The organism is Nocardia camponoti (assembly GCF_014646135.1).
Taxonomy (GTDB): domain Bacteria; phylum Actinomycetota; class Actinomycetes; order Mycobacteriales; family Mycobacteriaceae; genus Nocardia; species Nocardia camponoti.
The window spans coordinates 74,862-85,987 of the sequence record NZ_BMMW01000003.1 but is presented as its reverse complement, the minus strand read 5'-3'; the positions used below and the strand labels follow the sequence as shown (position 1 = coordinate 85,987).

Genomic DNA, 11,126 nt, shown 5'->3' with positions numbered 1-11,126 from the left:
GCCTACGCTGGTGACTCGTGCAAACGGTGCTCAGAGTCGACCTGATCGGTCACGGCCTCACCGAGGCGATGCGCAAGACCCGATTTCCCGTCGATGAACCCTTAGACGTGTCCGCGAAACTGCCCGACTACCAGCCGCTGCCCGACGCGCGCGTGCTGACCGGGCCCGAACGCCGCACCCGGGAAACAGCGATGGGATTAGGGCTGCAAAGCGCGCCTGACCAGCGATTACGCGACTTGGATGCGGGTTCGTGGCGGGGGACGGCGATGGGGTCGCTGCCGCAAGACCAGCTGTTCGCGTGGCTCACGGACCCGGCGTTTCGTGGGCATAAGGGCGAGTCGATTACCGAACTGATCGACCGGACGCGGTTTTGGTTGGCCGAGGTTGCCTCAGAGGCTGTTGACCTGATCGCGGTGACACATCCTGCGGTGATTCGCGCGGCGCTGGTTGCCGTGCTCGACGCCCCCGCGGCGAGTTTTTGGCGCATCGACGTTGCGCCGGGCAGCATCACGCGACTGCACTACCGAAGCAGCTGGACGTTGCGGATCGGTGCTGACAAAGGGGCCGAATAACACCGAAGGCCCCCGGAGAAAGAATCTCTGGGGGCCTTCGGTTTAGTAGCGGGAACAGGATTTGAACCTGCGACCTCTGGGTTATGAGCCCAGCGAGCTACCGAGCTGCTCCATCCCGCGTCGTAAAAACCACTTTACACACCCACGCGGGAAACACGAAATCGCCCGGTCAGCCGAAGGAAATGCCCTGCGCGAGTGGCAGCTGATCGGAGTAGTTGATCGTGTTCGTCGCGCGGCGCATGTAGGTCTTCCACGAGTCCGAACCCGATTCGCGCCCGCCGCCGGTTTCCTTCTCGCCGCCGAACGCGCCGCCGATTTCGGCACCGGACGTGCCGATGTTCACGTTGGCGATGCCGCAGTCGGATTCGGCGATGAAGGTTTCGGCTTCGCGCTGGTTCAGGGTGAAGATGGACGACGAAAGTCCCTGTGGGACAGCATTATTGAGTGCGATCGCGTCTTTGAGGGTGTCGTAGGCGAGCACGTAGAGGGTCGGCGCGAAGGTTTCGTGTCGCACGATCGCCGTCTGCTCGGGCATGCGAACCAGCGCGGGGCGCACGTAGTAGGCGTCGTGGTCGACCGAATCCACGCGCTCGCCGCCGACGATCACTTCGCCACCGTCGGACGTGGCGTGCACGAGCGCTTCCTGCATCGCGACAAACGCGCGTTCGTTGATGAGCGGGCCAACGAGGATGCCGGCGTCGAGCGGATTACCAACGGGCAGTTGGTGATACGCGACGGTGAGTCGGTCGACTACCTGGTCGACGATCGATCGGTGCACGATCAAGCGACGCAAACTCGTGCAGCGTTGCCCGGCCGTGCCCGCCGCCGAGAATACGATGCCGCGCACGGCGAGGTCGAGGTCGGCGCTTGGTGTGACGATCGCCGCGTTGTTGCCGCCCAGTTCAAGCAGGCAGCGGCCGAAGCGCGCGGCGACCTTCGGTGCGACGATCGCGCCCATGCGCACCGACCCGGTCGCGCTGAGCAGGGCGATGCGGGGGTCGTCGACCAGCGTCGGGCCGACCTCACCCTGGACCAGCTGATGCACGTCGGGGTCAACGCCGACGCTGGCCGCCGCCCTTCGCATGAGCGTGTGACACGCGAGGGCGGTGAGCGGGGTGGTTTCCGACGGTTTCCAGACAACGGTGTCGCCGCAGACCAGCGCGATCGCCGCATTCCACGCCCACACCGCGACCGGGAAATTGAACGCCGAGATCACCCCGACAACGCCGAGCGGATGCCACGTTTCCATCAGCCGATGACCTTCGCGTTCCGACGCCATCGTGAGGCCGTAGAGCTGCCGTGACAGGCCGATCGCGAACTCGCAGACGTCGATCATTTCCTGGACTTCGCCAAGCGCTTCGGCTTCGATCTTGCCCGCTTCGAGGGTGACCAATTCGGCGAGTTCACTCTTGTATTCGACGAGCAGCGCGGCGAGGGCGCGGACGAGGCGGGCGCGTGCGGGCGCTGGGACGGTGCGCCATGATTCGAATGCAGTGGCCGCGCGGTCGATGGCGGCCTCGGCCGAAGCGGGGGTGTCGACGGTGACGTAGGCCAGCGTTCCGCCGCTGATCGGGGTGCGCGCTGGCAGCGTGCCCGATGTCGGCAGCTCGGCTCCGATGCTGGTCAGCAGGGTTTTCGCGCGCAGGGCGAGTTGCTCGGTCGTTGGCTCAGTCATCGCTGCCACCTTCTTGGTCATTGGTGCGGCTCACGGAAATGTTGGCCCATTTTCGGGGTGGAACAGAAAGAAGTTTCCCCGTGGTGTGCCCTACTGCTGGGTTAGCCTTCGCTAATGGCGGAAACACCGGTTCGACCCCAGCTCGACGATATTGATCGACTATTGATCAAAGAACTAATGAGCGATGGTCGTGCGACATTGTCGAACTTGGCGGAAAAGGCGAGCCTTTCGGTGTCGGCCGTGCAGTCGCGGGTGCGGCGGCTCGAGGCGCGCGGCGTGATTCGCGGATACGCCGCCCACGTTGATCCCGAAGCCCTCGGCCAGATGCTTTCGGCGTTCGTCGCGATCACTCCTCTCGACCCTTCCCAGCCCGACGAAGCGCCCGCGCTGTTGCAACACATTCCCGGTATCGAGGCGTGTCACTCGGTTGCGGGCGATGAAAGCTACGTGCTGCTGGTGCGTGTGGCTTCGCCTCGGCATCTCGAACAGTTGCTCGCCGAGATTCGAGCCACCGCCAACGTGCATACCCGCAGCACCATCATCCTGCAGACATTCTACGATAGGTAACGATTTCCGGTAATTAGTTCGCTGTTCCTACCGTTTGACGCAAAGTTTTGCGTATCGTGGTGGGTGTGACCATCGAACTGGAGCGCCCCGGCGCGGCGGTCACCACCGCCAACCGGGTCAGTGAAATTCTGTCCGAGCACATCCTCGCCGACGGTTTCGAACTCGTGCTCGACCTCGCCGCTTCGCGCGGCCGCACGATTGTTGACGAGCGCGACGGTACCGAATATCTCGACATGTTCGGTTTCTTCGCGTCCAACGCGCTGGGGATGAATCATCCCGCGCTTGCCGACGACGCGGAGTTCCGCGCCGAATTGGCTGCGGTCGCGCTCAATAAGCCGAGCAATTCCGACATTTACACGGTCGAGTTGGCGCGCTTTGTCGATACCTTCGCGCGGGTGCTCGGCGATCCGGCTCTGCCGCATTTGTTCTTTGTCGACGGTGGGGCGTTGGCGGTAGAGAACGCGTTGAAAGTTGCCTTCGACTGGAAGTCGCGGCGCAATCAGGCCGCTGGCCTTGCCGCCGCTGGTTCGCGCGTGCTGCACCTGACCGGGGCTTTTCACGGTCGAAGTGGGTACACGCTGTCGTTGACCAACACCGATCCGGTGAAAACCGATCGGTTCCCGAAATTCGATTGGCCGCGCATCGACACCCCGCACACCTTCGCTGGTGACGATATCGAAGCGCTGGAAGCCGCCGCGCTTGAGCAGGCTGCGCAGGCCTTTGCCGAATACCCCGACGACGTCGCCTGTTTCATCGCCGAACCCATTCAGGGCGAGGGCGGCGACCGCCATTTGCGCCCGGAGTTTTTGCAGGCAATGGAACGGTTGTGCCACGCGAACGACGCACTTTTCATTCTCGACGAGGTGCAGACGGGCGTCGGGATGACCGGGACCACGTGGTGTTATCAGCAGCTTGGCGTTACGCCGGACGTGGTCGCGTTCGGGAAGAAGACGCAGGTGTGCGGAATTATGGCGGGTGGTCGCGTAGATGAGGTGAGCGACAACGTCTTTCAGGTCTGCTCACGCTTGAATTCGACGTGGGGCGGAAACTTGACCGACATGGTCCGCACCCGCCGCATTTTGGAAGTGATCGAGCGGGAGAAACTGATCGAAGGTGTTGGGCCCCTTGGCGATTACTTGCTTTCCCGGTTGGAGTCATTGGTGGCGAACCACCCCACTTTGGTGAGCGAACCGCGCGGCAGGGGTTTGATGTGCGCGGTCACGTTGTCGACCCCGGAAATTCGCGACGAGGTAGTGCGCGCATTGCGCGAGGACGAACACGTATTGCTGCTTGGCACAGGTGAACGCTCCATCCGCTTCCGCCCGCCTTTGACGGTGACAGAAGAGGAATTGGCAAGTGCGGTAGATGCTTTGGACGCCGTCCTCACGCGCGTAGCTGCTGACTCCAGGTAGTTCCGTCGGCGCCTCCGCGAGTCGACACGACCTCCTTGTCGGTTCCGGCGAAAACCTGCGGGCGACGACGGTTCCCCTCTATCGGGGGATCGTGGAGCTTGTCGCGCGAGTCGACCCTGATCGTGTCGACTCCGCACCGCGGCGGGCGCTAGCGCTGTGGACCAATGTGCATGGACTCGCTTCGCTTGCCGCCAATCGCACGCTCGAAGTTGTTGCGGACGGGCAAGACCCCTTGGAGTTGGTTGCTGGGATCGTTTCTGCGCATCTTGGGGACTGGGAATAGGCGTGTCTTGGGGGAACCGCCGGGGATGGGGCGAAATTGCTGACATTTAGCTGTTGTGACTCCTAGGGTGCTCCTGTACGTCATCAGGTCGTTGCTCAAGGGTGTGAGTGTGCTGCGCGTGAATCGTCGAATCGGACAAATCGGTGTGGTTTTGGTGCTGGCCGCAGCCGGGTGTGGGCGGGGGGATGAGACGGTGCCCGCGCCTGCCACTGAGGTCGCGGCGCCCGTGCCAACCACGACCGCGATGCCCGCACACATGACGGACCTGCTGCCCGGCATGCCGCCGCCGCTGTCGGCCACCGATATTTACGCGGCCAACCGCACGCTCAGTCCCGCCGTCGCTGACCATCGACGACTCGTCTACGTCCCCAACAGCAAGGGCGGGTCGGTGACGGTGATCGACCAAGACACGTTCGCCGTCATCGACACCTACTCATCCGGCGGCGAAGAACCCCAGCATGTTGTGCCCTCGTACGACATGCAAACGCTGTACGCCACCAACGACCTGCCCATCGGCGGGGGGAGTCTGATTCCGATCGATCCCCGAACGGGCAAGTCGGGCAACGCTTTTCCGGTTCGCGACCCCTACAACATGTACTACACGCCCGACGGGAAGTTCGCGATCGTCGTTGCCGAAGCGGACAAGTCGCTCGACTTCTACGACCCCGTCAGTTGGCAGAAACTGCATGCGCTCGCGGTCCCCGACTGCGCTGGCGTCGATCACATGGACTTCACCGCCGACGGTCGCTTCGCCGTCGCAAGTTGCGAATTCGCCGGGCGCATGGCGGTTTTCGACGTCGCTCAGCGCACGCTCGTGAAGATGATCGACCTGCCAGGCGGTCGCGGCGGAATGCCGCAAGACGTGAAGCTCTCGCCCGACGGTCACGTGTTCTACGTCGCCGACATGATGGCCGACGGGGTCTACACCATCGACGCGCACACCTTCGAAAACACCGGCATCATCCCCACCGGCAAGGGCGCGCACGGGCTCTACATCACCCGCGACTCCACCCAAATGCTCATCACCAATCGCGACGAGGGCAGCATCTCGGTCTGGGACTTCGCGACGTCAAAGTTGGTGCGCAAGTGGGAGATTCCCGGCGGCGGCTCGCCTGACATGGGCAATATTTCCGCCGACGGCACCGTGTTTTGGGTGTCGGGCCGACGCCACAACGAGGTGTACGCGGTCGATATCGCGAAGTGGGAATTGCTTGCCCGCATTCCTGTTGGCGCTGGTCCGCATGGGTTGACGGTGTGGCCGCAGCCTGGTCGCTATTCGACCGGGCATACGGGTGTTATGCGCTGACTAGGTGGCATTTTCGTGCGGGTTCGCGAGCTTCGGGGCTGTAAAAGAGTCTTTGCGTGCGAACCTGCACGAAAATGCTATTCGGAGGTGACCCTAAGTTTCCTGGCTGACCTGGGGTTTTGTCTAGTGCGGTTGGACCACCGTCGGCTACGGCGAGTCAGAAGCAGGCACAGGGGTCAGGCCAAGCGCGCCAGCAACGAACCTCGTGACGGACTCCAGTCCGGTCGCCAACGCATCGTCGAATCCTGTTCGCGCCCAACCACTTACGGCTGCGGTCCCGTCGGGTGAGGGGGTCACGCCAATCTCAGCGACCAGTTCCGCCGTCGTTGGCACGCACACCGCCCACGAGAAATGCGATTCGTCCGCCCACTGCGCGGAACGAGTCGCGACGTAATCGGGGTCGGTAACGCCGCCGTCGGCCAACGCGGGACGGTCGTCGATGCGCCGATCCGCCCGCAGCGCGCGCAGGTACCAGGCCCCAGCATTGATCTCGATTGGTTCCACAAGGGCAGCGTAGTGGCGGTGTCGAGTGGGCGTGTCAGACGGTCGGGGGGTACGTGACGACTGCGGTTGAGTCGGCTAATGGCAGTGCGGTGGCTGCGGTGTGTGGACGGCTGGCGTTCGGAGGCGATTACCTAGCGAAGTGGTAGCGCAGTGGCGGGGTCGAGTGCATGTCGGACCGCTGGGACACGGGGCACGTCACGGCAGTCGGTCGAGTCGAGCAACGGCAGCGCAGTGCCGGTGTCAGGTGTGGGGTGTCGGACTGTCCGGGCGCACGGTCGACGGCTGGGCGAGTCGATGAGCGGCAGTGCGGTGGCGGTGAGGTGACGGGTCCGGTGGTGGGCGGACCGGGCGAGTCATAGCGCCAGCCGGCGCACCAGCGGCGAAGTGGCAGCGTAATGGCGGTGCGGGGTGGGCGTGTCGGACGGTCCGTACGCGCGCCCGCTTCACCCCAACCGGGTGCGCAAAGTCGATCGCATTGCCGCGTTGCCCAACACCAATCCCTGCGCGAGTAGTGCCGTATCGCGCGACGCGCTGTCGATCGGTGGCGCGTCTGCGGGCGGGAACACCTGCAACACCGCATCGCCGCGCGACGCGAGGAACTCGTCTTCAAGGTCCTGCTGCTGCGGGCGCGCCATCCATGCGCGGAACGCGCCGGGGGCGATCGCCCGCATGTATCCGCCGCCCACAACGCGGTGCAGCAGCGATGCGGGCGGCCTGCGTTCGTCCTCGCGTCGAGTGCGCAACACCAACGCGTGCGTCGCGCCCGCCGCCACCGCTGCGCGGATCGGGACCGTTTCGGCAAGTCCGCCGTCGAAATACGCGCGACCACCAAGCGACACCGGCGGCCCAGCCAACAACGGCAAGCCAGCGGATGCGCGCAACGCGGTCAGCAGACTCGGCTTATCGACCAAGAACGGGTGCAAATCGACGGAAAGCCCGGTGTGGATGTCGGTCGCCATCGGATGGAATGTTGTCGAATTGCCAAGGATCGCATCGAAATCCATCGGTTGAATGCCGTCGTACACGTTGTGCACGAGGTAGCGCAGGTCGAAAACGGGCCGCCACCGCAACACTCGCGACGGGTCGATCGCGCGTCGCATGATCTCCGGGTCGGTCCACGCCGCGCGCATCCCGGTCGACGCGCGCCCAGAAAGCAACCAGGCACCGTTAATCGCACCGGCTGACGTGCCGTAAACGGCGTCGAAGATGCTAGTGAGCCCGAGTTCCTCCAGCGCGTGCACCATGCCGCTCGAATAGACGCCGCGAGAACCGCCACCTTCGATCACCAACGCGAGCCGATGCCCGTCGTCGCGTCGCCCAGTTTCGGAGCGCGAAGCGATGACGTCAGCGGCGCTCGGCGCGGAAGTCGACGAACCTTCGATACGCGCAGTGCTGGTCACCCGACCGACGATACTGCGATTCGGACATCCGCGACGGAGTCACTCGAAGGGGTTCGCCCGAGGTTCACAGACAAGAACGCAGCCGTACGCACCCGATTTACGCCCCCCGCGCGCACTTCATCGCCCAGGCAGTCCGCGTCCGCGCCGCCCTCATGGCTTCCATTCAGCCTCGGCGTCTGGCTCACAGCCCCCGTCCAGACTGGGCGTCGCGCTCGCGGTCTGTGCCCAGGCTGGGCGTCGCGCTCGTGGCCGTGCAGCCTAAGCGTCGCCTTCACAGTCCCGCCCAGTCGCTGCGTCGCGCTCATGGCTGCTGCCGGCCTCATGGGTGCGCCAGGGTCTCCCATCCGGACGCCCACCGCACGCGGGCCTCTGCGGCGACCAGCCCAACCTCGACGCGCACCCACCAATCAACCACGAGCCGCCCAACACAGCGAAAAGGCCCCGGTTTCGCAACCGGGGCCCTCGCGTACTACCTAAAACTTACTTGATCTCCGCCAACACAGTGCCCTGCGTGATCGCGGCACCCGCCTCAACCGACAGACCGGTGACCACACCAGCCTTGTGCGCGTTGACCGGGTTTTCCATCTTCATCGCCTCAAGGACAACGATCAGGTCGCCAGCCTCGACAGTCTGGCCTTCCTCAACCGCGACCTTCACGACGGTGCCCTGCATCGGGGCGGTGACCGCGTCGCCCGAAGCGGCACCGGCACCGGCGCCACCACGCTTGCGCGGCTTCGGCTTCTTGCGGATCACGCCAGCAGGCGCCGCGCCACCACCGTTGCCGATGCTGAACTGACCGGGCAGCGACACCTCAACGCGACGGCCACCGACCTCGACGACAACCTTCTGCCGCGGCAGTTCCTCGTCGGCGTCGTCAGCGGGCGCACCAGCGGTGAACGGCTCGACGGTGTTGTTCCACTCGTTTTCGATCCACTTGGTGTAGACGTCGAACTTGGTGCCGTCACCGATGAAGGCGGGATCGGAAACGATCGCGCGGTGGAACGGGATGACCGTCGCGAGACCCTGCACGTCGAACTCAGCGAGCGCGCGACGAGCACGCTGCAGCGCCTGCTCGCGGTTTTCGCCGGTGACGATGAGCTTGGCGAGCATCGAGTCGAACTGACCGCCGATCACGCTGCCCTCAACGACACCGGAGTCGACGCGGACACCGGGGCCCGACGGCTCGCGGTACACCGAAACCGGGCCCGGAGCGGGCAGGAAGCCGCGACCGGCATCTTCGCCGTTGATGCGGAACTCGAACGAGTGACCGCGCGGGGCCGGATCTTCCTTGATGGTCAGTTCTTCGCCGTTGGCGATGGCGAACTGCTGACGCACGAGGTCGATACCAGCGGTCTCCTCGGTGACCGGGTGCTCAACCTGCAGACGCGTGTTGACCTCAAGGAACGAAACCGTCTCGCCCTGCACGAGGTACTCGACCGTGCCAGCACCGTAATAGCCAGCTTCGCGGCAGATGCGCTTGGCCGAATCGTGGATCTTGGCGCGAACCTCGTCGGAAAGGAACGGCGCGGGCGCCTCCTCGACGAGCTTCTGGAAGCGACGCTGCAGCGAGCAGTCGCGGGTACCGGCGACGACAACGTTGCCGTGCTGGTCGGCGATGACCTGGGCCTCGACGTGGCGGGCCTTGTCGAGGTACTGCTCGACGAAGCACTCACCGCGACCGAACGCGGCGATGGCCTCACGCGTTGCCGACTCGAAAAGCTCGGGGATCTCTTCGATCGTGTGCGCGACCTTCATGCCGCGACCGCCACCACCGAAGGCAGCCTTGATCGCGACGGGAACGCCGTACTCCTTGGCGAACGCGACAACCTCGTCGGCGTTCTTGACCGGGTCCTTGGTACCAGCGGCCATCGGCGCGTTCGCGCGCTCAGCGATGTGGCGCGCGGTGACCTTGTCGCCGAGGTCGCGGATGGACTGCGGCGACGGGCCGATCCAGATGAGCCCGGCGTCGATGACGGCCTGGGCGAAGTCGGCGTTCTCGGAGAGGAAGCCGTAACCGGGGTGAATCGCGTCGGCGCCGGACTTAGCTGCGGCGTCGAGGATCTTGTCGAACACGAGGTACGACTCGGCCGAGGTCTGTCCACCGAGCGCGAACGCCTCATCGGCGAGCTTCACGAAGGGCGCGTCGGCGTCGGGCTCTGCGTATACCGCGACGCTGGTGATCCCCGCGTCTTTGGCAGCGCGGATCACGCGGACCGCGATCTCGCCGCGGTTAGCTACGAGTACCTTCGTGATCCGTGCGCTGGCATGGCTGGGCACTGAGCCTCCTGTGTGCAATCTTTGGTCGCGTCGGGGGACGGGAGGCCGGTTAGGCCCCGTGCCCGGGATCGACAACTTTCGTCTCGGGCGAGTGTAGGCAGTGTGCCAACGCTGCTCGAACTCGGCTAGCCCTACTGTTGAGTAGGTTGCAGGTCACAATACTCAGCTCGATGTGACGCGCACGTTTTTGGTCAGATCTCGGTGAGATCCCCGGGTTGCGATCCTCGTGCGATCGGCAGCCGAACCGAGTTGCCCCATTCGATCCACGAACCGTCGTAATTGCGCACTGACGTGCGGCCGAGCAGGAACGTGAGCACGAACCAGGTGTGGCTGGACCGCTCGCCGAGACGGCTGTAAACAACCAAATCGTCGGCGGGCAGCTGCCCGTAAACGGCATCGAGTTCGGCGCGCGAAAGAAAACGGCCGTCGGGACCGCACGCGGAGGTCCACGGGAGGTTCACCGCCGTTGGCACGTGCCCGCCACGCAAGGTCGCGTATTCGGAATCGAATGGTTTTTCCTCGCCATCACCGGCGTATTCGGCGGCCGAGCGCACGTCGATGAGCGGCGCGCCGAGTCGGGCGAGCACCTGTTCACGCGAAGCGCGCGCGGTCACGTCATCGCGGGTGACGTCGGGGTAATCGCTGGCAGCGAGGGTGGGCAGGTCGAAGGTGATGTCGCGTTCTTCGGAAAGCCACGCGTCGCGGCCACCGTCGAGTAGGCGCACGTCGTCGTGGCCGAACAGGGTGAAAATCCACGCGGTGTGTGCGGCTTGGGCATTGCCACGATCGCCATAGATCACTACCGTGTCGTCGCGGCCGATACCCTTGGCCCGCATGAGTGCGGTGAAGCGGGGACCGTCGATATAGTCGCGGGTCACCGGGTCGGAAAGGTCGCCGCGCCAGTCGATCTTGACCGCGCCCGGGACGTGCCCGATGTCGTAGAGCAGGATGTCATCGTTAGCTTCGATGATCTTCAGTCCCGGCCTGCCGATGTTTGCCGATAGCCACTCTGTGGTTACTAAACGGTGCGGGACCGCGTAAGAACCGAAGGCGGGGTGCGGATCCGAAGCGACGGGCACGATAGTGGTTCCTTCACGATGGTAGGTCTGTGTCGAGACATCACGAATCGA

General features: G+C 64.5%; 10 protein-coding genes and 1 tRNA gene. 5 read left to right on the top strand and 6 right to left on the bottom strand.

The annotated features are described in order from the left end of the window. The first annotated feature begins 17 nt into the window (after positions 1–17). Positions 18–572: a histidine phosphatase family protein gene (locus IEX78_RS15285; protein WP_188829689.1), complete on the top strand. Its 555-nt coding sequence runs from the start codon at positions 18–20 to the stop codon at positions 570–572. Positions 573–618: 46 nt separating this feature from the next. Here the strand turns inward: IEX78_RS15285 and IEX78_RS15280 are convergent. Both IEX78_RS15280 and amaB read right to left on the bottom strand, forming a co-directional pair. Further along, positions 619–692, bottom strand: a tRNA-Met gene (locus tag IEX78_RS15280). A 49-nt stretch (positions 693–741) separates the two neighbouring features. After that, positions 742–2,247, bottom strand: coding sequence for an L-piperidine-6-carboxylate dehydrogenase (gene amaB / locus IEX78_RS15275; protein WP_229684021.1), 1,506 nt, complete (start codon positions 2,245–2,247; stop codon positions 742–744). Between the two features lie 114 nt (positions 2,248–2,361). On the opposite strand from amaB, the gene IEX78_RS15270 reads away from it, so the two are divergent. From IEX78_RS15270 to IEX78_RS15255, 4 genes are all read left to right on the top strand, one after another. Continuing rightward, on the top strand, positions 2,362–2,814 hold the full coding sequence (locus IEX78_RS15270) for an Lrp/AsnC family transcriptional regulator (protein ID WP_188829687.1): 453 nt from the start codon (positions 2,362–2,364) through the stop codon (positions 2,812–2,814). 65 nt (positions 2,815–2,879) lie between these two features. Further along, on the top strand, positions 2,880–4,226 hold the full coding sequence (gene lat, locus IEX78_RS15265) for an L-lysine 6-transaminase (RefSeq protein WP_188829686.1): 1,347 nt from the start codon (positions 2,880–2,882) through the stop codon (positions 4,224–4,226). A 91-nt stretch (positions 4,227–4,317) separates the two neighbouring features. Then, positions 4,318–4,509: a hypothetical protein gene (locus IEX78_RS15260; RefSeq protein ID WP_188829685.1), complete on the top strand. Its 192-nt coding sequence runs from the start codon at positions 4,318–4,320 to the stop codon at positions 4,507–4,509. Positions 4,510–4,627: 118 nt separating this feature from the next. Further along, a complete protein-coding gene (locus IEX78_RS15255) occupies positions 4,628–5,815 on the top strand; it encodes a YVTN family beta-propeller repeat protein (protein ID WP_229684020.1) in 1,188 nt (395 codons plus the stop codon). A 147-nt stretch (positions 5,816–5,962) separates the two neighbouring features. Here IEX78_RS15255 and IEX78_RS15250 read toward each other — a convergent pair whose 3' ends face one another. The 4 genes from IEX78_RS15250 to IEX78_RS15235 form a co-directional block, all read right to left on the bottom strand. Continuing rightward, on the bottom strand, positions 5,963–6,319 hold the full coding sequence (locus IEX78_RS15250) for a hypothetical protein (RefSeq protein WP_188829684.1): 357 nt from the start codon (positions 6,317–6,319) through the stop codon (positions 5,963–5,965). A gap of 443 nt (positions 6,320–6,762) precedes the next feature. Further along, on the bottom strand, positions 6,763–7,719 hold the full coding sequence (locus IEX78_RS15245) for a patatin-like phospholipase family protein (protein WP_188829683.1): 957 nt from the start codon (positions 7,717–7,719) through the stop codon (positions 6,763–6,765). 480 nt (positions 7,720–8,199) lie between these two features. Then, complete coding sequence (locus IEX78_RS15240) at positions 8,200–9,996, bottom strand: acetyl/propionyl/methylcrotonyl-CoA carboxylase subunit alpha (RefSeq protein ID WP_188829682.1); 1,797 nt, start codon at positions 9,994–9,996, stop codon at positions 8,200–8,202. A gap of 191 nt (positions 9,997–10,187) precedes the next feature. Beyond that, positions 10,188–11,075: a sulfurtransferase gene (locus IEX78_RS15235; protein ID WP_188829681.1), complete on the bottom strand. Its 888-nt coding sequence runs from the start codon at positions 11,073–11,075 to the stop codon at positions 10,188–10,190. Positions 11,076–11,126 lie beyond the last annotated feature (51 nt).